Genomic DNA, 23,731 nt, shown 5'->3' with positions numbered 1-23,731 from the left:
CACAAGTGTGACGTGCGTCCGGTGATCTTGCCGCCAACCCCCGCCAGGACTAGTTTTTGAACTGACCGGTCAGTTCAAAAGTTCGCGAAGCGGGAGAAACCGTGCAGGTCCGAGCCGATCGGGTGTCCCTCGAAGGACACCACGGCACCTTGTTACCGCCCACCTCACTGACGGTCGGCGAGGGCGACCTGGCGATAGTGCACGGCGAACCCGGCGTCGGCGTCACGGCGTTCGGCCTCGCGCTGGCCGGGCGGCTGAAGCCGACCACCGGCACGGTGCACGCCGAGGGCGTCGACGCTCCGCTGACCGAGCTCGTCGCGGTCGTCGACGCCCCGAACGTCAGCGAGCCCGACGACGCGCTGCCCCTGCGCGTGGTCGCCGGCGAGGAGCTGGCGCTGGCCCACCGCCCGGCGGGCAAGGACGACGTGGCCCGCTGGCTCGCCGACCACGACGCCGCGCCGTTCGCCGGCACGCGCTTCGAGAACCTCGCCCCCGCCCTGCGCACCCGGCTGCTCACCGAGCTGGCCGCCGAGCGCAAGGGCGTGCGCGTGCTCGTGCTCGACACCCCCGACCGGCACACCAGCGACGTCGACAGCTGGGCCGGGCTGGCGCGCGAGCAGGCCGAACGCGGCCTCGCCGTCGTCGTCCTGACCGCGACGACCCCGCGGTCCGCGCTCCCCTTCACCCCGGCGGAGGTCGGCGCGGCCGAGCAGCCGGCGCCGCAGCACTGCGCTCCCCCTTCTCCCGCCGCTCCCCTCGCCGTCCCCGAACCCACCGAAGAGCTCACCGAGAGCACCGACGGAGTCTCCGAATGAACGCCTTCCGGATCGCGCGCAACGAGCTGCGCCGCCTCTCCACCGGCAGCCTGCCGAAGCTCGCACTGGTCGCGCTCGTGCTGGTGCCGCTGCTCTACGCGTCCTTCTACCTCTACGCGAACTACGACCCGTACGGCCGGCTCGACAAGCTGCCCGCCGCGGTCTTCACCAGCGACACCGGCGCGAAGGACGCCGGCGGCCACGAGCGCAACGTGGGCCGCGAGGTGACCGACGAGCTGATCAAGTCCGGCACCTTCCAGTGGCACGAGGTGTCCGAGCAGGAGGCCCGCGACGGCGTCCGCGACGACAAGTACTCGTTCGCGATCGGCATCCCGAGCGGCTTCTCCGCCGCGCTGCTGTCGGTCGGCAACTTCCAGCCGCAGCAGGCCACGATCACGCTGACCACCAACGACGCCAACAACTACCTGTCCGGCACGATCGCCAAGCAGGTGGCCGAGCAGGTGCGCAAGACGATCGCGGAGAAGGTCGGCAGCGAGGCCGCGGACCGGTTCCTGGTCGGCTTCTCCACGATCTACGCCAAGATCCAGGAGGCCTCGACCGGCGCTTCCCAGCTCGCCGACGGCGCCACGCAGCTCAAGTCCGGGCAGCAGCAGCTGGCCGACGGCGCGGCGAAGCTCGCGGACGGCTCGTCGACGCTGGCGACCGGCCTCGGCACGCTCAAGAGCGCCACCGCGTCCCTGCCGTCGCAGACGCAGCAGCTCGCCAACGGCGCCTCGCAGGTGGCCGCCGGTGACCAGAAGGTCGCCGACGCCGCTTCGGTCGCCGCGACCGCGTCGTCCGACATCCAGGGCAAGCTCGACGGCTACCGCACCCAGCTGGTGACGGACCTGCGCGGCGCCGGCGTGCCGGAGACCGAGGTCCAGGCGATCGTCGCCAAGGCCGACCAGCTGCGCTCCCCCGTCGACCAGGCGAACAGCAAGATCCAGCAGGCCAACGGCGACCTCGCGAAGCTGGCCGACGGCGCCCGCCAGGTGTCCGACGGCGCGGCCAAGCTCGCCGCGGCGTCCCCGCAGCTGGCGAGCGGCATCGCCCAGGCGTCCGACGGCGCGTACCAGCTGCGCGACGGGGCCTCCCAGCTCAGCGACGGCGAGAAGACGGCGGTCAACGGCACGAACCAGCTCGCCGACGGCGCGGTGAAGCTGCGCGACGGGCTCGCGGCCGGGCTCAAGCAGATCCCGAACCCCGACGACCCGACCCGCGCGGCGACGGCCAACACGATCGCGGACCCGGTGGCGGTGAACGCCAACGGCGAGGCGTCGGCGGGGACGTACGGCGCCGGCCTCGCACCCTTCTTCATCTCCCTGGCCACCTGGATCGGCGCGTTCGTGCTGTTCCTGATCCTGCGCCCGCTCTCGACGCGCGCGCTGACCGCGGGCGCGGCGCCGTTCCGGGTCGCGGTCGGCGGCTGGCTGTCCTCGGCGCTGCTGGGCGCCGCGCAGGTGATCGTCCTGTTCGGCGCGGTGACGTGGCTGGTCGGCATCCACATCGCGCACCCGCTGGCGGCGATCGGGTTCGCCGTGCTCGTGTCACTGACGTTCACCTCGGTGGTGCACGCGCTCAACGCGTTCTTCGGCGCGGTCGGCAAGTTCCTCGGCCTGGTGCTGCTGGTGCTGCAGCTGGTGAGCGCGGGCGGCACGTTCCCGTGGCAGACGATCCCGGACGCGCTGTACCCGCTGCACGTGGTCCTGCCGATGGGGTACGCGATCGACGGCTTCCGCCACCTGTTCTACAGCGGCGCCTCGACCGGGCGGCTGCTCGGCGACATCGGCGTGCTGCTGGCGTACCTGGCAGGCGGGATCCTGGTGTCCACGTTGGCGGCCCGCAAGCGTCGCGTTTGGACGGTGTCCGCGCTCAAACCCGAGCTGAGCCTGTGAGCGGCGCGACGAAGCAGAAGCTCTTCGAGGCCACCCTGGAGCTCTCGAAGAGCCGGGGCCTGGTGGGCCTGACGGTCGACGACATCGCGGCGGCGGCAGGCGTCGCGAAGGGCACGGTGTACTACAACTTCGGCTCGAAGGACGGCCTGGTCGACGCGCTGCTGCGCTACGGCGTGGACATGCTGGCCGGCCGGTTGCGCTCGGCGGTGTCCGACGGCGATCCCCTGGACGTCATCGAGGCGCAGGTCGACACGACGCTGGAGTTCATCGCGCAGTATCCGGGGTTCTCGCAGATCCTGGTCAGCGAGCTGTGGCGGACGCCTGGCCAGTGGCACGGGACGCTGTCGCTGCTGCGCGAGGAGATCATCTCGATCGTGAAGCAGCAGTTGTCGCGGCTGGACGCGGCGGGCCGGTTGCCGGAGGGCGTGGAGATCCCGACGGCGGCGGCCGGGTTGTTCGGCACGATGCTGGTGGTGGCGCTGGACTGGCAGGTGTTCGGGCCGCAGCGGACCCGGGCCGAGGTGCGGGACGCGGTAATGGTCCTGATCCGCGGCCTCGGCCGCCGCTAGCCGGCTGCGTTCGCGCGGTACCGGCCGGGTGTCTGGCCGAGGAGCTCGGTGAAGGCATCGATGAAGCTGCTCGGGTTCGCCCAGCCCAAGCGCGTCGCCGTGTCGGTGACCGAGGTGCCGGCGCAGAGTTCGAGCAGTGCCCGCTGGACGCGCAGCAGCGTGCGCCACTGGTGAAAGCTCATCGAGAGTTCGCGGCCGAACAGGCGGCTGAGGGTGCGTTCGCTCGATCCGGTCCGGTGCCCCAGCTCGGCCAGGGTCGCCGGGCTCGCCGGATCGGCGTGCAGCAGGTCGGTGACGGCCTTGAGGCGGGCGTCGCCCGGCTCCGGGAGGCGCAGGGCTTCCTGCTCTGCGCGGGCGAGCTCGGTGAGGACGACCTCGAGCAGCAGCCGGGCGCGCGGGCTGTCGGCCGGCTCGGTCTGCATCGCCAGGTACGCCTCGCGCAGCAGCGCGCTGGCCACGAACACCGCGGGCGTGGCCGGCAGGCGCCCGGCCTGGGCGGCAGGAACGCCGAGCAGCCGGACGACGGTGGTGCCGTGCGCGCGGCTGCTGTGCACGTGGAACGGCGGTACCCAGGTGATGCGGTTCGCCGGGGCCACCCAGGTGCCGGCCGTGGTCGTGGTGACCAGCGCGCCGGCAGCGGCGTACCTGAGCTGGCCGAAGTCGTGGAGGTGCGGGGCGATGTCCTCGCCGTGGGCCAAGGGCTCGCAAGTCACGGTTCCAGTCTAGGCGGGTTTTCGGAGAATTCCGGCGGGACACCGGTGGTACGCCCGCTCGGCGGCGATCATCGTGGAGGCATGCGAACGATCACTCAGCACACGTACGGCGGTCCCGAGGTCCTGACCATCGTCGACACCCCCGCCCCGCGGCCCCTGCCCACCGAAGTCCTCGTCCGGGTCGAGGCGATCGGGTTGAACCCCCTGGAGCCGCGCCTGCGCGCCGGCGAATTCCCGCTGCTGGGCCGGCCGCCGTTCGTACTGGGCTGGGACATCAGCGGCGTGGTCGAGGCGGCGCAGACGTGGCGCTTCCGGCCGGGTGACGAGGTGTTCGGGATGCCGCTGTTCCCCAGGGCGGCCGGCGGGTACGCAGAGTTCGTGGCCGCGCCGGCGTTGCATCTGGTGCGCAAGCCGGCGTCGCTGTCGCACGTCGAGGCGGCAGCGTTGCCGGTCGTCGGGCTGACGGCGTGGCAGGGTCTGGTGGACCTCGGCGGCGTGACCGAGGGCGACCGAGTGCTGATCCACGGCGGCGGTGGCGGGGTCGGTCATGTGGCGATCCAGCTCGCGAAGTCGCTGGGGGCGCACGTGATCACCACCGCGCGCGGGGACAAGCGGGAATTCGCGGCGAGCTTGGGCGCGGACGAGGTCGTCGACCACGACTTCGCGGACGTGGTCCGCGACGTCGACCTGGTGCTCGACACGTTGGGGGGCGAGACCGCGTTGCGCTCGCTGGAGGTGCTGCGGCCCGGCGGCCACCTCGTGACGGCGGTCGCGGAGGAGGACGCGGGGCTGATCACGAAGTTCGAGGCGGCCGGGCGGCGGTTCAGCGGGATCGCGGTCGAACCGGACCCGGTGGCGCTGCGGGGTCTTGTTGCGCTGGTCGAGGCGGGCGAGTTGCGGGTGCACGTGGCGGAGACGTTCCCGTTCGAGCGCATCGCCGACGCCCACCGGCTGCTCGAGCGCGGTCACCTGCGGGGCAAGGTCGTGCTCACCGTCTGATCCCCCGGCCCGCGGGGGCGCCCCCGTTTTCCACGCTACCGGACGCCACCGACAATTCCGGGCGCCCGAAGGCCGGACGGGGTCAGCCGCGGTCTTCGATACGGGCCCGGACCGCCGCCGCGTAGGTGTCGACCGCCGTTGCCGCGGCCGTCAGCTCGCACGGGCCGTCGATCAGCAGCCTCTTCGCCGGGATGTACGCCTGCTCGATGTCCGGGTCGCCCACCAGCCCGTGCTCACGGGCCAGCTCGAGGTCGCCCGCCAGCCGGGCGCGCAGCTCCTCGCGGCGGGCGACCAGCCCGTCGAGCACCGCCCGCTGACGGCGGCCGTCCTCGACCGCCGGGGCCACCGCGTGCTCGTGGCCGTCGATGTGGCGCTCGACCCACTCCGCGTCACCGTCCACCTCGGCCGACCGGAGCTGCTTCAGCGTGCCCTTCAGCCGCTGCGCCCGCGCCGGGAGCATCGCCACGCCGGTGAACCGCGTCGCCACGCGCAGCTGGTAGGCCTCGATCTCCGCCAGCTCCGCCACCGCCTGGGTGAGGACCTCCAGGCGGCCGGCGAGGTCGTCCGGAGCCGGGCGGGCCTGGCCCGTGCTCGCCCGGACCGCCGCCACCCCCGGCGAGGACTCGTGCCGGAACCCCAGCAGCAGGCGGAGACCCAGCTCGGCGGCGCGGCCGGCGAGCGGGGCCAGCACCTCGCCGACGAGCCGGTCGGGCTCCGCCGAGTCGTCGATAGCGTCGACGACCAGCGTGCGGCCCGCGACGCCGGTGGTGAGCCGGTCGGCGATGCGGTGGCGGACGGCGTCGGCCGTGCGGCCGGTCGCGTCGACCGCGAGGTCCACGCTGCCCGGCGGCGGTGTCTCGCCGAGTGCCGGCGGCAGGCCGGGCACGCCGAGGGAACGCTCCCGGTCGGCGAGCACGATCCCGAACCGCAAGGCCGCGGCGACGGGCGAGCCGGCCTGACCGGTGTCGACGACCCAGACCGTGCCCGGCTCGGCCTTGGCGAACCAGTCGGCGACGCGCTGCACGAACGAGACGTCGACGGCCTCACCGACCGGACGCGAGAAGCTGGCGTCGACGGCCGGGCTGCCGGACGTCCAGATGCTCAGCTGGGGCAGGTGCCCGAGCATGGTCTCGACCGGCACCATCCAGGTGCCGGTGTCCTTGCCGACGACCATGCCGACGACGTGGCCGGTCGCCTCGTCGATCACCGCGGTGCCGCCGAAGCCGGGGCCGAGCGGTTCGGCTTCGGCCGTGCGGAAGAGGCGGACCCACTCGCCGCCGGTCTGCTCCGGGCCGCCGAGCCGGGCGAGCGTCCAGCGGCCGACCGAGCCCGGCGGGAACCCGAACGCGCGGACGAGCTGGTGTTCGCCGAGCGGCATGCGGTGCAGCGGGGCGCGGAACACGCGGGATTCGGGGCGTTCCAGGCGCAGCAGGGCGAGATCGCCGTGGCCGCCGCCGTCGGACGGCACCCAGCAGCCTTCGACGACGCTCGCGGCGCCGGGCATGGCTTCGGCCAGGCCGACGAAGTCGACGCTCAACGCGGCCCGCGGACCGCCCGCGGTCTCGACGACGTGCGCGCTCGTGAGCACGTGGTACTCGTCCAGTACCGTGCCCGCTCCGCACACCCGGCCGAGTTCGTCGTGCAACCGAACCCGCCAGCGTCGTCGCTCACGCTCGAACCCCATTCGGCGGACCCTACGCCGTGATCGCCGCGCGCCGCCGCCGACCTCCCTACCCAGGGGTAATGGCTCACCCGAACGGAGTCATCCGTTCGGCACAACGCGCGTTCAGAAACGGCCGAACACGCGGCTGCCGGGTGCGGCCGGGTCGTCGCCGGCCCAGAACTCGAACCAGTGCCGGGTGAACTCCTCGCGGGACAGGCGGCCGTCGCCGTCGGAGTCGAGGAGGGCGAAGACGTCGCCCGACGGCGTGCCGACGCCGTTCCAGGCCGCAATGAGGCGCTCGTACTCGGCGGCGGAGATGACGCCGTCGCCGTTTTCGTCGACGGCCTCGAACATCGCCTCGGCCGTGCCGGTGACCGCGTCCGGCATCGCCGGCAGTGCGTCGACGACCTGGAGCACCTGGTCGAGGCTGACCTTGCCGCCACCGCCCGCGGCGGCGTCGAGCGTGCTCCACCAGCCCATCATGACGGCGGTGAGCTTCTCTCCCTCCGGAGTGCTCGCGACGGTGCCGCGGAGGTCGAGCCACCTCGCGGTGAGCGCGCGGAAGTCCGCCTCCGTCAGGAAACCGTCGCCGTCGGCGTCCATGGCGCCGAAGACGCCGGAGATCTTGCGCCGCTGGAAGTCACTGGCCATGGCGCCCAGCATCGTCGCGGCAGATGACGCCCGACGACGTCCGCCCGAGTACTTCCGCGTCACGACCCGGTGATCCAGGCCGTGACGCGGCGTAACCCGATTGAGGGGGTCCGGGTGGCGAAGCCCCCGGCCCGGGGCGGAGGCCCCGGATGTCTCAGTGCGCCGCTTCGTTCCACGACCGGCCGTAGCCGACCGACACCTCGAGCGGCACCGCCAACGCGTACGCCGAACCCATGCCCTCGCGCACCAGCTTCTCGAGCTGCTCCTTCTCCCCGTCCGCGACCTCGAGCACGAGTTCGTCGTGGACCTGCAGCAGGATCCGGCTCTTGAGCTTCGCCTCGACCAGCGCGCGGTGGACGTTGAGCATCGCGACCTTGATGATGTCGGCCGCGCTGCCCTGAATGGGGGCGTTGAGCGCCATCCGCTCGGCCATCTCGCGGCGCTGGCGGTTGTCGCTGTTGAGGTCCGGCAGGTAGCGGCGGCGCCCGAAGACCGTTTCGGTGTAGCCGTTCTTCGCCGCGACGCCGACGACCGAGTGGAGGTAGTCGCTGATGCCGCCGAAGCGGGCGAAGTAGGCCTCCATCTGCTCCTTGGCTTCTTCGGTGGAGATCCGCAGCTGCTGCGAAAGCCCGTACGCCGACAGCCCGTACGCGAGGCCGTACGACATCGCCTTGACGCGGTAGCGCAGCTCCGGCGTGATCTCCTCCGGCGGCAGGGAGAACGCCCGCGACGCGACGAACGTGTGCAGGTCCTCGCCGGAGTTGAACGCCTCGATGAGGCCTTCGTCCTGCGAGAGGTGCGCCATGATCCGCATTTCGATCTGGCTGTAGTCCGCGGTCATCAGCTCGGTGAAGCCCTCGCCGACGACGAAGGCGTCGCGGATGCGGCGGCCTTCCTCGGTGCGGACCGGGATGTTCTGCAGGTTCGGCTCGGTCGAGGACAGCCGCCCGGTGGCCGCGATCGTCTGCAGCAGCGTGGTGTGGATGCGGCCGTCGTCGGCGACGGACTTGATCAGGCCCTCGACCGTGGTGCGCAGCTTCGTCGCGTCCCGGTGCTCCAGCATGTGCTGCAGGAACGGGTGCTCGGTCTTCTCGAACAGGCCCTGCAGCGCCTCGGCGTCGGTGGTGTAGCCGGTCTTGGTGCGCTTGGTCTTCGGCATACCGAGCTCGTCGAACAGCACGACCTGCAGCTGCTTCGGCGAGCCGAGGTTGATTTGCTTGCCGATCACCGCGTACGCCTCTTCGGCGGCCTGCGTGACCCGCGAAAGGTAGTGCGCCTCCAGCGAAGTCAGCTGCTCGAGGTCGACGGCGACCCCGGCGATCTCCAGCTCGGTGATCACTTCCAGCAGCGGCAGCTCCAGTTCGGCGAGCAGCTTCGCGCCGCCGATCTGCTCGAGCTCCTTCTCGAGCGCGCCGGCCAGCTCGAAGATCGCGCGGGCCTTGACCAGGTCGTCCTGGATCTCCTTCTGCTCCAAGCCTTCCGCGCCGCCGTCGAGCAGTGACAACTGCCCGTCGCCGCCGTCGGTTTCCGAGCGCAGCTCGCGGTGCAGATAGCGCAGCGCGAGGTCGTCCAGCTCGAACGTGCGCTGCCCCGGCCGCACCAGGTAGGCGGCCAGCGCGGTGTCCATGGTGAGTCCGGCGAGTACCCAGCCGCGGGCACGGATCGCGTGGAGCGGGACCTTGAGGTCGTGGCCGGTCTTGCGGATCGCCGGGTCGGCGAGCCACGCGGCGAGGGCCGCGTCGTCGGCCTGGTCCATCGCGGTGACGTCGACGTACGCGCCTTCGCCGTCGGCCGTCGCGAAGGCGACCGCGCGCAGGTCGGACCGGACCGAGGTGCCCACCGCGCGGAAGGACAGGGCCACCGGCCCGCCCGCACCCGCGTGCGCGGTCAGCCATGCGCCCAGCGCCCCGGGCGCGAGCGCGTCACCGGAGACCTCGAAGCCTTCGTCGGCCTCCGGCTCGGCGCTCTGCAGCGTCGCGAACAGCCTGTCGCGCAGGACGCGGAACTCGAGCTCGTCGAACAGCGCGTGCACGGCTTCGCGGTCCCACGGGCGCAGTTCCAGCCCGGTCGGGGCGATCTCCAGGTCGAGGTCGCGGACCAGCTGGGTGAGCTGGCGGTTGAGGGTCACCGAGGACAGGTGCGCCCGCAGCGCGTCCCCGACCTTGCCCTTGACCTCGTCCACGCGGTCGATGAGGTCGTCGAGCGAGCCGAACTGCTTGATCCACTTGGCCGCGGTCTTCTCACCGACACCCGGGATGCTGGGCAGGTTGTCCGACGGGTCGCCACGCAGCGCCGCGAAGTCCGGGTACTGCCGTGGGGTGAGCCCGTACTTCTCTTCGACGGCGTCCGGGGTGAACCGGGTCATCTCCGAGACGCCGCGCTTCGGGTACAGCACGGTGACCTGCTCGGTGACCAGCTGCAGCGCGTCGCGGTCGCCGGTACAGATGAGCACGTCGAAGCCGTCCGCCGTCGCCTGTGTCGTGAGCGTGGCGATGATGTCGTCGGCCTCGAAGTTCTCCTTGACCAGCGACGGGATGCCGAGCACGTCGAGAACCTCCTTGACCAGGTCCACCTGGCCGCGGAACTCGTCCGGCGTCGCGCTGCGGTTCGCCTTGTAGTCGGCGAACGTCTCCGAGCGGAACGTCTTGCGCGAGAGGTCGAACGCCACCGCGAGGTGGGTCGGCGCTTCGTCGCGCAGGAGGTTGATGAGCATCGAGGTGAAGCCGAAGACCGCGTTCGTGACCTGACCGGTCTTCGTCTTGAAGTTCTCCGCGGGCAGGGCGAAGAACGCGCGGTAGGCCATGGAATGACCGTCGATCAGCAGCAGCTTCGGCCGCTCGGCGGTGGCGGTGGTTCCTGTGGCGTTGGCAACGGTCGTCTTCTCACTCGGGCTCACGAGGCCGAGTCTAGGCTGAGGGTCCGACACTCTTACGTGTCGCATAGGAAGAGGAGCTTTGCGTGACCGACGGTGCCGTCCCCATTGACGTGGACCGGTTGTCCGGCATCGACCCGGCGGCCGCGGACCAGCAACTGAACGACAAGATCGGGATGCAGCTGATCGAAGCGACCGCCGAGCGCGTGATCGGCACGATGCCGGTCGAGGGCAACCTCCAGCCGTACGGGCTGCTGCACGGCGGCGCGAACGCCGTGCTCGCCGAGGCGCTGGGCTCGACGGTCGCCGCGCTCAACGCCGGCCCCGGCCGGGCGGCGATGGGGCTGGAGCTGTCCTGCACGCACCACCGGGCCGTACGCTCGGGCAAGGTGACCGGGGTGGCGACCCCGCTGCACGTCGGCCGCGGCACGATCACCGCGGAGATCGTGCTGACCGACGACGAAGGCCGCCGCACCTGCACCGCGCGGCTCACCTGCGTGGTCCGGGACCGGCCGCCGGGCGCCTGAGCTCCGTGGACCTCGACGTCGCCCAGGTGCGGGCGTTCGTGGTGACCGCGGAGCAGCGGCACTTCGGGCGAGCCGCCCAGTCCTTGTTCCTCACCCAGCAGGCGTTGTCGAAGCGGATCCGGAAGCTCGAAGACGCCCTCACGACGCCGTTGTTCCTGCGCACGCCCCGCTCGGTCGAGCTCACCGCCGACGGCGAGCGGTTCCTCCCGCACGCCCGCGAGCTGGTGCGGGTGGCCGACGCCGCGGTGGCCGCGATGGGCGCCGAGGACCGGCCGCTGCGCCTCGACCTCGTCGACCACCGGCTCTCCCCCATGTTCCTGCTCCGCCGGCTGGCCGCGCACGAGCCGGGGCTGCGCATCGAGCGGGTGGCCGGCCGCGGGTTCGCGAACGCGATCGACCCGCTGCTGTCCGGGGAACTCGACGCCGCCTTCGGCCGGGTGTCCGGCTGCGGCCGGCCGCTGCCGGACGAGCTGGAGCACCGGCCGGTCCGGCTCGAGCCGCTGGTCGCTCTGCTCGCACCGGAGCACCCGCTGGCCGTGCAGGACGTGCTGCGCCTCGGCGAGCTGCACGCGGACGGGATCTGGCTGCCCGGCCTCGGCGGCCCGGCCGAATGGCTGTCCTACCTGAGGGAGCTGTGCGAGGAGTTCGGCGTGCCGATCGACGACTCCGGCGTCAGCTACGACCTGCGGCACACGCTCGAGCAGACGCGCTACGGCAAGCGGCGCGTCACCCTGGCCGGCGCCGACATGGAGCTGGCGCCCGACCTGAAATTGAAGGTGCTGCCGTTCGAGCCGGCTCCGCTGTTCCCGTGGTCGCTGGTCTGGCGGCGGGGCAAGGCGCACCCGGCGTTGCGGCGGCTGCTGGCCGTGGCCGGGCGCACCAGCCGCGAAGAGGACTGGTGCGCCTACGACCCGGAGCACGCCTGGCTGCCGTCGGACGACGTCAGCCTCGCAACCGCCGCGCGAACCACCCGGTGAACGCGGTGTCGACGCGGGCCGCGGCCGGCGTGCCCGGCGGGAACTCGTGCGCCATCCCGTCGACCGTGACCAGCTCGGCTCCCAGCTTCGCGTGCAGCGCCTCCGCGGGCTCGCGCACGGCGATGTCGTCGTCCGCGCCGGCGACCAGCAGCAGCGGCGCCGTCAGCTCGGCGGCACGGTTCACGTAGTCGTAGCGCGCCGCGACCGCGCGGGACCGCTCGGTCCACGCGTACGGCACGCCGAAGCGCCGTTCGTTGGCGGCGATCATCGGGGCGAGCTGGACGACCGGGCTGACCACCGCCGCGGCCGCGATCCCGGCGTCACCGCGAGCCAGCACCTCCAGGGCCACGATCGCCCCGGCCGAGCCGCCGAACACCCCGAGCGGCCCGGTCGCGCCGGGCAGCCGGTCGCGCAGTTCGGCCAGCGCGGCCGGGAACTCGCCCGCCGCCTGCTCGGTCACCGGCTCGAAGACGTTCAGGACGGCGTCCTCGCTCGCCCGCCGGAAGACCTCCTGGTGGCCGCCCTCGGGCAGCCGCGCCCCGGAGAGCGGGAGCCCGAAGTACACGCGCCAGGCCTGCAGGCCGGCCATCGGGACGGCCTCCGCCATGGCCTGTTCACTGGCCGGAACGTCCATCAGGTGCCAGCCCGCCACCAGGGCCGCCGGCTTACCAGGGTCCGCCGGCGGCATCGCCACGAACGGCACCCCGGCCGCGGTGCCCTCGACCATCTCGCTCATCCCGTCTCCTTGTCTCTGGGTTGCCTCCAGCCAACCGCCGGGGACGGGAGCGGGTCCAACAGCTGTTCCGGCGCCCACGACAACCGTTGGTTGTGACGCCCGGGCCCGGGCGGGCGGCCTTTCGGGCAGACCTGAACAAGGGGTGGTCCGTTCGGCCGCCCGAACCGGACGTAAGGTGCATCCCTACGGCGGTGCCCGTACCTCCCGCGACCCCGTCAGGGTGAACAGCGGCTCATCGGGAAACCGATCACGGTTCCCTCGCCAAAATGGGCGATGACATACTGGTGAAACATCGCTGTCACCCATTCGCATAACGGGCGCCGATACTTAGCATCGCTGCGTGACCAGCAGCGCGCTGTGAGGAAACGTCGTTCGCCTTTTCGTGCAATTCGTGTCGGTTGCGATCGTCACGATGTGGACACAGAGTAGTGAGGCCGCCTGTGCACAAGACGGGCGAGAGGGATATCTTCCTGCCCTAACCTAGCCCCTGTGTCGGGGGCAACGCCTACCCGGCGGCTGGTTGGTCATGGGAGGTAGTCGGTGTCAGGAGTGCGTTTTGGACGGGTTCTCGCCCTCGCGGCGGCGACGTCGCTCGCGCTGGCGGGCTGCGCTGGTGGCAGCTCGTCCAGCGGCAGTGGTGACGGCAGCACGCTGAAGATCGGGTTCATGGGTGACCTGACCGGGGAGAACTCCGGGATCGTGATCCCGCCCAACAACGGCGCCAAGCTCGCCATCGACGAGTACAACGCCACGAACCCCAAGGTCAAGCTCGAGCTGAAGAACTACGACAGCCAGGGCAAGCCCGACCAGGCGACCTCGCTGATCACGACGGCGATCGGCTCGGACAAGATCACCGCGCTGATCGGGCCGGCGTTCTCCGGCGAGTCGAAGGCCATCGGCGGCCAGCTCGAGCAGAACAAGATCCCGAGCGTCTCGCCGTCGGCGACCAACCCGGGCCTCGCGAAGAACAACTGGGCCTACTGGCACCGCGTCGTGGCGAACGACGACGACCAGGGCCCCGCCATCGCGAACTTCCTGATCACGGCGAAGTCGCCGAAGAAGGCGTTCGTCATCTCGGACGACCAGGAGTACAGCGTCGGCCTCGCGGACGCGTTCCAGAAGACCTTCAAGGACAAGGGCGTCGCGGTCGAGACCGACAAGTTCCCGAAGGACGCGCCGGACTACTCCTCGACCGTGCAGAAGGTCAAGGCGGCCAACCCGGACATCATCACCTTCGGTGGCTACTACGCGCAGGGCGGCCCGCTGCTCAAGCAGCTGCGTGACGGCGGCGTGAAGGCCATCTTCGCCACCGGTGACGGTTCGCTCGACCCGCAGCTGGTCTCGGGCGCGGGTGCCGCGGCCGCCGAAGGCGCGGTCATCGGCTGCCCGTGCAACATCCCGGACGCGAGCACCCCGAGCGACTTCGCCACCAAGTACAAGGCGAAGTACAACGTCGACCCGGCGATCTACGCCACCGAGGGTTACGACGCGGCGACCGCCATCATCAACGCGGTCAAGGCCGGCAACACCACCGGCGAGACGATCAACAACTTCTTGAAGACCGAGGACTTCAAGGGCGTCTCGAAGCAGATCAAGTTCAAGGCGAACGGTGAGCCCGAGACCGCCGCGATCAACGTCTACCAGGTCGTCGGCGGCGTCATCAAGAACCTCGGCGCGTCGACCGAAGCCAAGATCACCGGCTGACGAAACAGGAATTGCACTCGACGGGAGCGGGGGTGCTGTGGTCACCACAGCACCCCCGCTCCCGGCCCGTATCCCCTGTACTCGCCCTGTCTCGTAAGGCGCACACGTCATGTTGCAGACCCTGCAAGACCAGTTCCTCGGCAGCACCATCGGCGGACTGGTTCTCGGCTCCATCTACGCCCTCGTCGCCCTCGGCTACACAATGGTCTACGGCGTCCTGCGGCTGATCAACTTCGCCCACTCCGAAATCTTCATGATCGGGACGATGACGTCCCTGTTCATCCTGGCCAGCATCGCCACCTCCGGCAACATCGTGGTGGGCCTGGGCGCGATGATCCTGCTCCTGCTCGCACTCATGCTCGCCTCCGCGGCCGTGTCCGGCGGCTCCGCCGTGGTGCTGGAGCAGGTCGCCTACCGGCCGCTGCGCAAGCGCGGCTCGTCGAAGCTCGCGGCACTGATCTCCGCGATCGGCGCGTCGATCTTCCTGCAGGAACTCTTCGCGCTGGTGATCATCCCCAACGTCTTCGAAAAGTCGGGCCGGGTCCCGCAGAACGCGCCGCGGTTCGTCGACCGCGACACGCTGTTCCCGGTCGGCAACGCCGTCGTCCGCACCGACCAGGTCCTGGTCATCATCGGCGCGGTGCTCGTCATGGTGGTGCTGGACCAGCTGGTGCGCCGCACCCGCATCGGCCGCGGCATCCGGGCGACCGCCCAGGATCCCGAAGCCGCCGTGCTGATGGGCGTCTCGATCGACCGCATCGTGCGGATCACCTTCCTGCTGGGCGGCGCGATGGCCGGGGTGGCCTCCGCGCTCTACCTGATGGAACTCGAGAACACCGGCTACCGCGTCGGTTTCGTGCTCGGCATCAAGGCGTTCACCGCGGCCGTGCTCGGCGGTATCGGCAACCTGCGCGGCGCGCTCCTCGGCGGCATCGTGCTCGGCCTGGTCGAGAACTGGAGCGCGATCTTCCTCGGTTCCGAGTGGAAGGACGTCACGGCCTTCGTGGTCCTCGTGCTCGTGCTCATGTTCCGCCCCACCGGCATTCTCGGTGAATCTCTCCAGCGAGCTCGCGCATGAAAGGCGACGGTGTGACTACCCAGGAAGACACTCGCCGCTCGTTCCAGCCGATCAACGGCGCGCGGGACTGGTGGCAGCACGCTCCGATGTGGCAGCGCTATCTCGTCTACATCGCCCTGCTCGTGTTCGCGCTGATCCTCCCGGCACCGTGGATCGGCTCGTTCATGTCGCCCGCATCGGACTGGACGAGCGTCCTGATCTTCCCGATCGGGACCTACATCCTGCTGGCGATCGGCCTGAACATCGTGGTCGGCCTGGCCGGCATGCTGGACCTCGGGTTCGTGGCGTTCTTCGCGATCGGCGCGTACACGGTGGCGATCTTCGGCACGAAGTTCGGCTGGAACGTGTGGCCGACGATCCTGGTCGGGGTCGTGCTCGCCGCGGTGTCGGGCGTCATCCTCGGCGCCCCGACCCTGCGGCTGCGCGGTGACTACCTGGCGATCGTCACCCTCGGGTTCGGTGAGATCGTCCGCATCACGGCGAACAACACGAACGGCATCGGCGGTGCCCGCGGTATCACCAACATCCCGCACCCGTCGCCGATCTTCGGCATGGAGTTCCTGCTCGACCCGGCGCCGTACTACTACCTGATCCTGGTCGCGATCGTGCTGGTGATCGTGTTCTCGGTGCGGCTGCAGAAGAGCCGCGTCGGGCGCGCGTGGGCCGCGATCCGCGAGGACGAGGACGCCGCCGAGCTGATGGGCGTGCCGACGTTCAAGTTCAAGCTGCTCGCCTTCGCGATCGGCGCGATGATCGGTGGCTTCGCGGGCGGCATCTACGCCAGCAAGGCCGTGTTCATCGCCCCGGACAACTTCCCGTTCATCCTGTCCGCGACGATCCTCGCCGCGGTCGTGCTGGGCGGGGCGGGCAACCTGCCCGGCGTCATCCTCGGCGCCTTCCTGGTGGCCTGGATCCCCGAGCGCCTCCGGTCCGTCGAATGGCTGAAGCACCTGCTCGGCGACAAGGACCCGGCGGAGTTCCGGATCCTGCTGTTCGGCGCGGTCCTGGTGCTGATGATGGCACTGCGGCCCGAAGGCATCCTGCCCTCACGACAACGAAAAGCCGAGCTACGGGAAGGCACCGGCGGCATGGGCTCGCTCGGTGCCGAAGTGGCCGGACCCGACACCGAAGCCGCGGCGGAGGTGGCCAAGTGACTCCCTTGCTCGAGTTCGACAACATCACGATGCGCTTCGGCGGTGTCACCGCCCTGCGCGAAGTGAACGTCTCCATCAACGAAGGCGAGATCTTCGCGCTGATCGGCCCGAACGGCGCCGGCAAGACCACGGTGTTCAACGTGGTCACCGGCGTCTACCAGCCGACCGAGGGCCAGGTGCGCTTCGACGGCGACCGCATCGACGGGATGAAGCGCTTCCAGGTCACCAAGCGCGGCATCGCCCGGACGTTCCAGAACATCCGGCTGTTCCACAACATGTCGGCGATCGAGAACGTCATGGTCGGCGCGGACGCGCACCACAAGACCGGCGCGATCGGCGCGGTGCTCGGCCTGCCGTGGCACCGCAAGGAGGAGAAGCGCGGCCGCGAGCGGGCGCGTGAGTTGCTCGACTTCGTCGGCATCGGCAAGGTGGAGCACGAGACCGCGAAGAACCTCTCCTACGGCGACCAGCGCCGGCTGGAGATCGCGCGGGCGCTGGCGACCGACCCGAAGCTGCTGCTGCTCGACGAGCCCGCGGCGGGCATGAACCCGGCGGAGAAGAACGCCCTGCAGGTGCTGATCCGCAAGATCCGGGACGACGGCCGGACCGTGCTGCTCATCGAACACGACATGGGCCTGGTCATGCACATCAGCGACCGGCTGGCCGTGCTCGACTTCGGGCAGAAGATCGCGGAAGGGCTCCCTCAGGAAGTGCAGACCAACCAAAAGGTCATCGAGGCGTACCTGGGGGTGGCGGAAGATGCTTCTTGAGGTCGAGGACATCAACGTCCACTACGGCAAGATCGCTGCCCTCAAGGGCATGAGCATCCAGGTCGACGAGGGCGAGATCGTGTCCCTGATCGGCGCCAACGGCGCCGGCAAGACCACGACGCTCAAGACGATCTCGGGTCTGCGTCCGCTCACCAGCGGCCGGATCCTGTTCAACGGCCAGGACATCTCGAAGACCCCGGGGCACAAGCGCGTGCTGCTCGGGATCGGCCAGTCGCCCGAGGGCCGGGGCGTGTTCCCCGGCATGACGGTGCAGGAGAACCTCCTGATGGGTGCCTACACCCGCAAGGACGATCTCACCGCCGACCTCGACGAGGTCTACGAGCTGTTCCCCCGGTTGAACGAGCGCCGGACGCAGTTCGGCGGCACGATGTCGGGCGGCGAGCAGCAGATGATCGCCATCGGCCGGGCACTGATGACGAAGCCGAAGGTGCTGCTGCTCGACGAGCCGTCGATGGGCCTGGCGCCGATGCTGATCGCGCAGATCTTCGACATCATCCGGGAGATCAACAAGCGCGGGACGACGGTGCTGCTGGTCGAGCAGAACGCCCAGCAGGCGCTGAAGCTGTCGGACCGGGCGTACGTGCTCGAGACGGGCCGCGTGGTCAAGAGCGCCCGCGGCGCCGATCTGCTGGACGACCCGCAGGTCCGGGCCGCCTACCTCGGTGGCGACCTCGGCGTCTGAGTTGTGTCATGGGAAGGGCCCGGCTTCTTCGGCCGGGCCTTTCTCATAGCTTGATGTCGGTGCCGACGAGGTTCTTCATGTCGGTGATGCTCGGGCCGCCGAAGGCCCGGAGCGTGACCGGTTTCCGGTCCTTGGGGATGTCCCAGTAGAGGTCGAACTCGACGCGCACGCCGTGCCCGAGGTCGAACTGGGCGGGCTGGCGCTTGATGATCATGGCCTGCTCTTCGGGCGGGTGCGCGACGCCTTGGTCGTCGACGAGCAGCTGCCGCTTGGTGTCGAACAGGACGCTGGAGGTGCCGGTGTTGGTGACGACGAGCCGCACCCGCACGAACTGGCCCTTGGCGGGGAACTCGGTGTGACTCCCGGTGATGCTGGGCAGCCCGGCCGCCAGGCCGAGGAGGGTGAACTCGGTGTCACCGTTCTTGGCGGGCGGCAGCTCGAGCGCGGTCTCGTCGGGCCGCACCTGACGCGGCGGCAGCTCGTAGGTGGCCGGCGCGGGCGTGCTGGGCTGTTCGGCCGCTGCGCAGCCGGCTGCCAGTGCGAGAACGACGACGGCCAGCAGGCGGAGTTTCACCAGGGTGATTCTGCCTGCCGGCCGTCGTATCGGGCTAGCTTCCGATGCTCTCGACGACGGCTTCGGCAACGGCCTTCATGGTGGTCCGCCGGTCCATGGCGGTGCGCTGGATCCACCGGAAGGCATCGGGCTCGGTGAGCCCCTGGCGGCTCATCAGCAGGCCCTTGGCGCGGTCGATGACCTTCCGCGTCTCGAGCCGGTCGGTGAGCCCGGCCACCTCGGCCTCGAGTGCCTGCAGCTCGGAGAACCGGCTGACGGCGAGCTCGATGGCGGGCACGAGGTCCCGCTTGGCGAAGGGCTTGACGAGGTAGGCCATGGTCCCGGCATCCCTCGCCCGTTCGACGAGGTCACGCTGGCTGAAGGCGGTGAGGATGACGACGGGCGCAATCCGGTCACCGGTGATCTTGGCCGCGGCCTCGATCCCGTCCAGCTTGGGCATCTTGACGTCGAGGATCACGAGATCGGGTTTGAGGTCGGTGGCGAGAGAGATGGCCTGCTCGCCATCCCCGGCCTCCCCGACGACTTCATAGCCCTCTTCACGCAGCATTTCCACAAGATCAAGCCGGATGAGAGCCTCGTCTTCCGCGACGAGCACCCGACGCTGCGGCACGGTGGCGGCACCGTTGGCCTCGGTAGCCTGATCGGTCACCGGGGTCCTCCTGAAGGCTCGGCGGGGCGTTGACGTCTCGCGGCGTTCCGCGAACCTGAAGCCTACCGGGAACGATCCAGAAGCAGAGATGGCGTTCACCACGTAGTGGCGGGCGACACTCGCTTGTTCGTGCCCGCCCCGAAGGCGGGCGGGGTCCGGTGATCCCGTAGAGTCACGACGTCACGCCCCCGTAGCCCAACTGGCAGAGGCAACGGATTCAAAACCCGTCCAGTGTGAGTTCGAATCTCACCGGGGGCACAGTGACCCACCAGCACAGAACGGCCCCTGACCAGGCGTTATCCGGTCGGGGCCGCTCTCGTCTGGTCCGGGGCTGTCCGGCCGTCTACGGCCCTCCACCCCCCATGCGCCCCCAGCTTCCGGCCGTCAGCTCTCCCAGCCCAGGGCCTTCTCGATGCGGTCGTGGGCGGCCGACTCCAGGCCGGCGATCACCTTGGCGTAGAGCTGATGCAGCACCGCGACGGAGTGGCCGGCCCACTCCGCGCACTACGTGGACGACACCCCAGCGGCCAGCCAGGTGGACACACAGGCGTGCCGGAGGTCGTATGAACGCTTCGCAAGCGGCGAGGCGTACTCGTCCTCTGAGAGCGCGCCTTTCCGTGCCCTGTCCCCACATGCGGCCGATCGTGGACTCGGCGAGGTCTCCCCCAGTCAGGTTCCGGAACAGCCGTCCGTCGGCCGCCGCGCCGAGCGTGGTCAGGTGCGTGCGCAGGATCGCCGTCAGCGGAGGTAGCGACGGCGCTGCGCGGACTTCTCCCTTTCCCCGTTGCTTGAGCTGTCGGCGGTCTCGACGTTCGCCGCTGTCCGTCCAGGCCGCGCCGGTGATCGGCGCGGTCTCCGACGACAACAGCTCGCCCCACCCTTCCTCGGGGAGCTGCAAGTCCGACTTGCGCAGCCCTAAGCTGACCATCGTGAGCTGGAGCGAAGACGGAACGACCGATCTTCCTCGCTTGCCGTCACCGCTTCACGAGCTGCCGGACGAGCGGCTCGAACGCCACGGCGTCCACCTCCAGCTCAAGCGGGACGACCTCATCAACCCGGAAATACCCGGCAACAAATGGCGCAAGCTTCGCTACAACCTCCAGACCGCCCAGGAACAGGGCTGCACCAGGCTCCTGACCTTCGGCGGCGCGTACTCGAACCACATCCGCGCAACAGCCGCCGCCGGGCGGCGATGGGGCTTTGACACGGTCGGCGTCATCCGAGGTGAAGAGCACAAGCCACTCAACGACTCCCTTGCCTACGCTGCTGAATGCGGCATGACCCTGACCTACCTGGACCGGACGACGTATCGCCGCAAGACCGAGCCCGATGTACTCGCGGCCCTCGCCCGGCAGTTCGGCCCCTACTACGTCCTGCCCGAAGGCGGCAGCAACGGCCTGGCGGTACGAGGCACCGCCGAACTGGTCGACGAGATCACCACGGAATTCGACGTCATCTGCTGCGCCACCGGGACGGGCGGCACGCTCGCCGGCATCGCATCCGGCCTGTCCGGTCCACAACGAGCGCTCAGCTTCGCAGTCCTCAAAGGCGCACAGTTCCTGGAAGAGGAGGTCCGCCGGCTTCAACGGGAGGCATACGGAACGGCCACCACGAACTGGACAGTCGACCTCGGCTTCCATTTCGGCGGCTACGCGAAACGCAACACGGTGCTCGACGACTTCGTCATCGACTTCACCGAACGCCACGGCGTCACCCTCGACTGGGTCTACGAGGCGAAGATGATGTACGGAATCTTCGCCCGAACAGAAGCAGGCGACTTCCCGCCAGGTACCAGGATCATCGCGGTGTTGAGCTAGCGCTACGCCTTGCCGTGGTAGGCCTGCCGGGTGGCCGGTGAGGTGTCGGTCTCACACCGCTCCAGACGCCATTCGCCGCTGTTGATGGCGAAGTCCCGCCCGAACCCGAGCCACATCCCGCTCATCCGGCGCCCCGCCGGATCAATCACCATCTGTAGCGTGCCGTGGTACGAGGCTCCTTTGTAATAACCGGTCGGTGAAGTTTCCTCACGCCACGTGCCGGTGGCGACCGCCATATCCCTGCTCAGCTCCAGCCGCAGGCACGAGCCGGTCGAATGGGGCAGACTCTGCCCAGCCAGCCGGCCGCCGTGCGCACGCAGCACGACGTAGTGCGCCCCAGTGAGCACCTTGCGACGGCCGGAACTCGGGTACTTGTACTGACTGTGCCAAATTCCGGACAGGTCGGTCCCTGCCTCGGACTTGAAGAATAACAACAATACAATCGGTGACTGTTCAGGTCGTTTAGATAGTTGTTGGCAGCCAGGGGCCTTCCGCACCTGGACCGGAACCACCCCCGACAACCTCCGGACCTCAGCCACCGCCGGAGCCTGAACGGAGCCGCCGAGGACTTCGTCGACGACGGCGCCGCTCGTTACCTTGTGCCGCAGCGCAAAGGCACGCTGTTTCCCGCGATCGCGCGGTGTCGAGCCGGTCCGCGCTGTCGTGACTGTGCGGTGTGGCTCGTCGCGATGATCAACTGCGCGCCCTCGGGGCGGCGGAGACGGCGGAGACGGCGGTCAGCAGGGTTTGTCGATCCAGGCGCCCGGCGTCAACGTCGACCTGCTCAAATACCGCGATCCAGATACGGAGGCCGGACGGCTTCGCAGTTGGCCGCCGCGAGCGCGCGAATGTGGTTCAGCCGCGAGGGGCAGCGCCGTGGAGGAGGGTGTCGATGACGAGTTCGGCCAGTGCGTCCGGGTCCTGTGCCGCGGGGTCCTGGTCGGCGCCGGGCCGGTTGAGGGCTTCGCTGAGGAGGGCGTAGTACACCTGCCGGGTCCACTCCAGGTCCGCGTCCGGGGCAAGGAGTCCCTCGTGCTGCGCCCGGTTCAGGAGCCGGACGGTGTGGCCGTCGATTTCCGCCCAGAGAGCCGCCGCGGCGCTGGTGTGGGCCGTGGCGTGGCTGAGGGTGAAGCGCCAGGTGCTCTTGACCCGCATCACGTTCGCCGTCACCCGGTACAGCGCCACGAGCGCGGGGGCGGAGTCCGGCCTGGCTTCCTCGATCGCGTCGATGAGTTGCTGCTTCGCCGAGACGGCGAGTGCCTCCAGGAGCGCCTGCCGGCTCGCGAACCGGCGGTGCACGGTGATCCTGGTCAGCCCCGCCGCTTCGGCGATTTGCTCCATCGAGGCGCCGGCGTCCTCGGCGAGGACCCGCTCCGCCGCCTCCAGGATCGCGCGCACACTGCGCTCGGCATCCGCCCGCAGTGCTCGGCCCATGACTGTCTCCTGTCTTGTTCGCTACCAGTCGCCCCGCACAGAGGATACGTCAACGGTACGTGTACCCGCCTATCTGATACTTGCCTGTTGCCGATAGTCAGACTAGGTGATACGTTTCTGAAACAGATCAGCGTACGCCGGGAATCCTGGCTCGATCCAAGGAATTGCCATGCCTTCAACCAAACTTCGCGCCGGCTTCTCCCGGCGCACCGTCGTGGCGCTGGCCGCGATGTCGATCGCCGCGGCCGTCGCCGGTGCGGCACCGAGCGCGGCGACCGCCGTGAGCAGCGGCAACGCCGTCGCCCAAACGAAGAACACCGTGAGCGCCGCCACCGCGCCCAACCTGCGCGTCACCGCCGCCACCGGCGTCACCTACCAGTACCGCCGCTTCGGCCACCCCGCCACCGCCGGCGTTCCTCTGGTCTTCTTCCAGCACTACCGCGGCACCCTGGACAACTGGGACCCCCAGCTGATCGACACCATCGCCGCCCGGCGCGAAGTCATCCTCGTGGACAACGTCGGCGTCGGCGGCTCCACCGGGACCACCCCCGGCACCATCCAGCAGATGAGCCTGGACGCCATCGCCTTCATCGACGCGCTCAAGCTGCCCCGTTACGACCTGCTCGGCTTCTCGCTCGGCGGCCAGGTCGCCCAGGAGGTCGCCCTGCGCCGCCCCTGGCAGGTCCGTCGCGTCGTCCTCGCCGGGACCGGCCCGCAGGGCGGGGTGGACCAGCGGGCGTCCGACCCCAAGGTGCTCCAGAGCGCCCTGGCGGACAACCCCGGTCCCGCCGACTTCCTCTTCCTGTTCTTCAAGAACACCGCCTCCAGCCAGGCCGCGGGCACCGCCTTCCTGCAGCGCCTCGGGCAGCGCACCACCGGCCACGACGCCCCCGCCAGCCTCGCCACCCGCGACGCGCAACTCACCGCGATGTCCGAGTGGGGCATCCCCGACAAGTCCAAGCTGGTGCGCCTCAATGCGCTCTTCCAGCCCGTCCTGGTCGCCGACGGCGACGGCGACATCCTGATGCCGCCCGCGAACTCCCGGCTGATGGCCAAGAACCTGCCCAACGCCCAGCTCTCCATCTACCCGGACGCCGGCCACGGGTTCCTCTTCCAGTACGCCGTCAAGTTCGGCACCGAAGTGAACACCTTCCTCGACCGCTGACCAGCCTGCGCCGTCGGACGCTGGCCGACGCCGACAGGCGCCGACCAGCAGCCGACGCGTTCGCGAACTACCCATCACCGCGACAGCCCTGCTCCAAGACCAGGGCTGTCGCCGTGCCCTGTCTCCCCTCGACGACACGGCGACAGCCCAGCCACCACAACGTCCTGTTCGGTCCGCGCGTGTCGATCTACACCAGCAACCACGCGGTGGACGCCGAGGACCGCGTGGCAGGCGGCTGCTACGCCCCGTGACAACGCCTGGCGGTC

General features: G+C 69.9%; 22 protein-coding genes, 1 tRNA gene and 1 pseudogene. 14 read left to right on the top strand and 10 right to left on the bottom strand.

Annotation, left to right across the window (positions count from 1 at the left end; all coding sequences use genetic code 11):
- Positions 1–101: 101 nt before the first annotated feature.
- From ACLJQF_RS16345 to ACLJQF_RS16335, 3 genes are read left to right on the top strand one after another with little or no spacing between them, the layout of a single operon-like run.
- Positions 102–815, top strand: a complete 714-nt coding sequence (locus ACLJQF_RS16345; protein ID WP_410609535.1) for an ABC transporter ATP-binding protein — start codon at positions 102–104, stop codon at positions 813–815.
- Positions 812–2,710 (top strand): YhgE/Pip family protein, encoded by a 1,899-nt coding sequence (locus tag ACLJQF_RS16340; protein WP_410609533.1) that lies wholly within the window; start codon positions 812–814, stop codon positions 2,708–2,710. Before ACLJQF_RS16345 ends, ACLJQF_RS16340 begins: the two co-directional genes overlap by 4 nt.
- Positions 2,707–3,279, top strand: coding sequence for a TetR/AcrR family transcriptional regulator (locus ACLJQF_RS16335; RefSeq protein WP_410609532.1), 573 nt, complete (start codon positions 2,707–2,709; stop codon positions 3,277–3,279). Before ACLJQF_RS16340 ends, ACLJQF_RS16335 begins: the two co-directional genes overlap by 4 nt.
- On the opposite strand, the gene ACLJQF_RS16330 is transcribed toward ACLJQF_RS16335, so the two are convergent.
- A complete protein-coding gene (locus ACLJQF_RS16330; protein ID WP_410609531.1) occupies positions 3,276–3,992 on the bottom strand; it encodes an AraC family transcriptional regulator in 717 nt (238 codons plus the stop codon). The genes ACLJQF_RS16335 and ACLJQF_RS16330 overlap by 4 nt on opposite strands.
- An 81-nt stretch (positions 3,993–4,073) precedes the next feature.
- Here ACLJQF_RS16330 and ACLJQF_RS16325 point away from each other — a divergent pair, with 81 nt between their 5' ends.
- Positions 4,074–4,991: an NADP-dependent oxidoreductase gene (locus ACLJQF_RS16325; RefSeq protein ID WP_410609530.1), complete on the top strand. Its 918-nt coding sequence runs from the start codon at positions 4,074–4,076 to the stop codon at positions 4,989–4,991.
- 82 nt (positions 4,992–5,073) lie between these two features.
- On the opposite strand, the gene ACLJQF_RS16320 is transcribed toward ACLJQF_RS16325, so the two are convergent.
- The 3 genes from ACLJQF_RS16320 to polA form a co-directional block, all read right to left on the bottom strand.
- Positions 5,074–6,675 carry a trypsin-like peptidase domain-containing protein gene (locus ACLJQF_RS16320; RefSeq protein ID WP_410609528.1) on the bottom strand — a complete coding sequence of 534 codons (1,602 nt, stop codon included), beginning with the start codon at positions 6,673–6,675 and terminating at the stop codon, positions 5,074–5,076.
- Positions 6,676–6,777: 102 nt separating this feature from the next.
- On the bottom strand, positions 6,778–7,317 hold the full coding sequence (locus ACLJQF_RS16315; RefSeq protein ID WP_410609687.1) for an EF-hand domain-containing protein: 540 nt from the start codon (positions 7,315–7,317) through the stop codon (positions 6,778–6,780).
- Positions 7,318–7,459: 142 nt separating this feature from the next.
- Positions 7,460–10,201 carry a DNA polymerase I gene (gene polA / locus ACLJQF_RS16310; RefSeq protein WP_410609526.1) on the bottom strand — a complete coding sequence of 914 codons (2,742 nt, stop codon included), beginning with the start codon at positions 10,199–10,201 and terminating at the stop codon, positions 7,460–7,462.
- A 62-nt stretch (positions 10,202–10,263) separates the two neighbouring features.
- Here polA and ACLJQF_RS16305 point away from each other — a divergent pair, with 62 nt between their 5' ends.
- Complete coding sequence (locus ACLJQF_RS16305; RefSeq protein WP_410609524.1) at positions 10,264–10,704, top strand: hotdog fold thioesterase; 441 nt, start codon at positions 10,264–10,266, stop codon at positions 10,702–10,704.
- 5 nt (positions 10,705–10,709) lie between these two features.
- Positions 10,710–11,681, top strand: coding sequence for a LysR family transcriptional regulator (locus tag ACLJQF_RS16300; RefSeq protein WP_410609523.1), 972 nt, complete (start codon positions 10,710–10,712; stop codon positions 11,679–11,681).
- Here the strand turns inward: ACLJQF_RS16300 and ACLJQF_RS16295 are convergent.
- The gene (locus tag ACLJQF_RS16295) at positions 11,647–12,417 is read right to left on the bottom strand and encodes an alpha/beta hydrolase family protein (protein ID WP_410609522.1); all 771 of its coding nucleotides are present in this window, start codon (positions 12,415–12,417) and stop codon (positions 11,647–11,649) included. The genes ACLJQF_RS16300 and ACLJQF_RS16295 overlap by 35 nt on opposite strands.
- 549 nt (positions 12,418–12,966) lie before the next feature.
- Between ACLJQF_RS16295 and ACLJQF_RS16290 the strand changes: the two genes are divergently transcribed.
- The 5 genes from ACLJQF_RS16290 to ACLJQF_RS16270 all read left to right on the top strand — a co-directional run bounded on the left by ACLJQF_RS16290 (position 12,967) and on the right by ACLJQF_RS16270 (position 17,826).
- The gene (locus tag ACLJQF_RS16290) at positions 12,967–14,121 is read left to right on the top strand and encodes a branched-chain amino acid ABC transporter substrate-binding protein (RefSeq protein ID WP_410609520.1); all 1,155 of its coding nucleotides are present in this window, start codon (positions 12,967–12,969) and stop codon (positions 14,119–14,121) included.
- Between the two features lie 109 nt (positions 14,122–14,230).
- Entirely contained in the window at positions 14,231–15,199 is a 969-nt protein-coding gene (locus ACLJQF_RS16285) for a branched-chain amino acid ABC transporter permease (protein WP_410609519.1), read from the top strand.
- Entirely contained in the window at positions 15,196–16,353 is a 1,158-nt protein-coding gene (locus tag ACLJQF_RS16280; RefSeq protein ID WP_410609517.1) for a branched-chain amino acid ABC transporter permease, read from the top strand. The genes ACLJQF_RS16285 and ACLJQF_RS16280 overlap by 4 nt, the downstream gene beginning before the upstream one ends.
- Complete coding sequence (locus ACLJQF_RS16275) at positions 16,350–17,123, top strand: ABC transporter ATP-binding protein (RefSeq protein WP_410609516.1); 774 nt, start codon at positions 16,350–16,352, stop codon at positions 17,121–17,123. Before ACLJQF_RS16280 ends, ACLJQF_RS16275 begins: the two co-directional genes overlap by 4 nt.
- Positions 17,113–17,826: an ABC transporter ATP-binding protein gene (locus tag ACLJQF_RS16270; protein WP_410609515.1), complete on the top strand. Its 714-nt coding sequence runs from the start codon at positions 17,113–17,115 to the stop codon at positions 17,824–17,826. The genes ACLJQF_RS16275 and ACLJQF_RS16270 overlap by 11 nt, the downstream gene beginning before the upstream one ends.
- 43 nt (positions 17,827–17,869) lie before the next feature.
- Here the strand turns inward: ACLJQF_RS16270 and ACLJQF_RS16265 are convergent, their stop codons facing one another.
- Both ACLJQF_RS16265 and ACLJQF_RS16260 read right to left on the bottom strand, forming a co-directional pair.
- Positions 17,870–18,400 (bottom strand): DUF4352 domain-containing protein, encoded by a 531-nt coding sequence (locus ACLJQF_RS16265; RefSeq protein ID WP_410609513.1) that lies wholly within the window; start codon positions 18,398–18,400, stop codon positions 17,870–17,872.
- 34 nt (positions 18,401–18,434) lie between these two features.
- On the bottom strand, positions 18,435–19,049 hold the full coding sequence (locus tag ACLJQF_RS16260) for an ANTAR domain-containing response regulator (protein WP_013227937.1): 615 nt from the start codon (positions 19,047–19,049) through the stop codon (positions 18,435–18,437).
- A gap of 184 nt (positions 19,050–19,233) precedes the next feature.
- Here ACLJQF_RS16260 and ACLJQF_RS16255 point away from each other — a divergent pair.
- Positions 19,234–19,307, top strand: a tRNA-Leu gene (locus tag ACLJQF_RS16255).
- Positions 19,308–19,433: 126 nt separating this feature from the next.
- Here ACLJQF_RS16255 and ACLJQF_RS16250 read toward each other — a convergent pair.
- Positions 19,434–19,962, bottom strand: a pseudogene (locus tag ACLJQF_RS16250) (integrase); the annotation flags it as partial.
- Positions 19,963–19,978: 16 nt separating this feature from the next.
- Between ACLJQF_RS16250 and ACLJQF_RS16245 the strand changes: the two are divergent.
- The gene (locus ACLJQF_RS16245; protein ID WP_410609512.1) at positions 19,979–20,866 is read left to right on the top strand and encodes a 1-aminocyclopropane-1-carboxylate deaminase/D-cysteine desulfhydrase; all 888 of its coding nucleotides are present in this window, start codon (positions 19,979–19,981) and stop codon (positions 20,864–20,866) included.
- A 2-nt stretch (positions 20,867–20,868) separates the two neighbouring features.
- Here the strand turns inward: ACLJQF_RS16245 and ACLJQF_RS16240 are convergent, their stop codons facing one another.
- Both ACLJQF_RS16240 and ACLJQF_RS16235 read right to left on the bottom strand, forming a co-directional pair.
- Positions 20,869–21,378, bottom strand: a complete 510-nt coding sequence (locus tag ACLJQF_RS16240) for a hypothetical protein (RefSeq protein WP_410609510.1) — start codon at positions 21,376–21,378, stop codon at positions 20,869–20,871.
- Between the two features lie 343 nt (positions 21,379–21,721).
- On the bottom strand, positions 21,722–22,300 hold the full coding sequence (locus ACLJQF_RS16235) for a TetR/AcrR family transcriptional regulator (protein WP_410609508.1): 579 nt from the start codon (positions 22,298–22,300) through the stop codon (positions 21,722–21,724).
- A gap of 169 nt (positions 22,301–22,469) precedes the next feature.
- On the opposite strand from ACLJQF_RS16235, the gene ACLJQF_RS16230 reads away from it, so the two are divergent.
- The gene (locus tag ACLJQF_RS16230; RefSeq protein WP_410609507.1) at positions 22,470–23,465 is read left to right on the top strand and encodes an alpha/beta fold hydrolase; all 996 of its coding nucleotides are present in this window, start codon (positions 22,470–22,472) and stop codon (positions 23,463–23,465) included.
- Positions 23,466–23,731 lie beyond the last annotated feature (266 nt).

The sequence above is a fragment of the Amycolatopsis sp. lyj-109 genome (genome assembly GCF_046548995.1).
Lineage (GTDB): Bacteria > Actinomycetota > Actinomycetes > Mycobacteriales > Pseudonocardiaceae > Amycolatopsis.
This window is presented reverse-complemented; position numbering and strand designations above follow the sequence as displayed.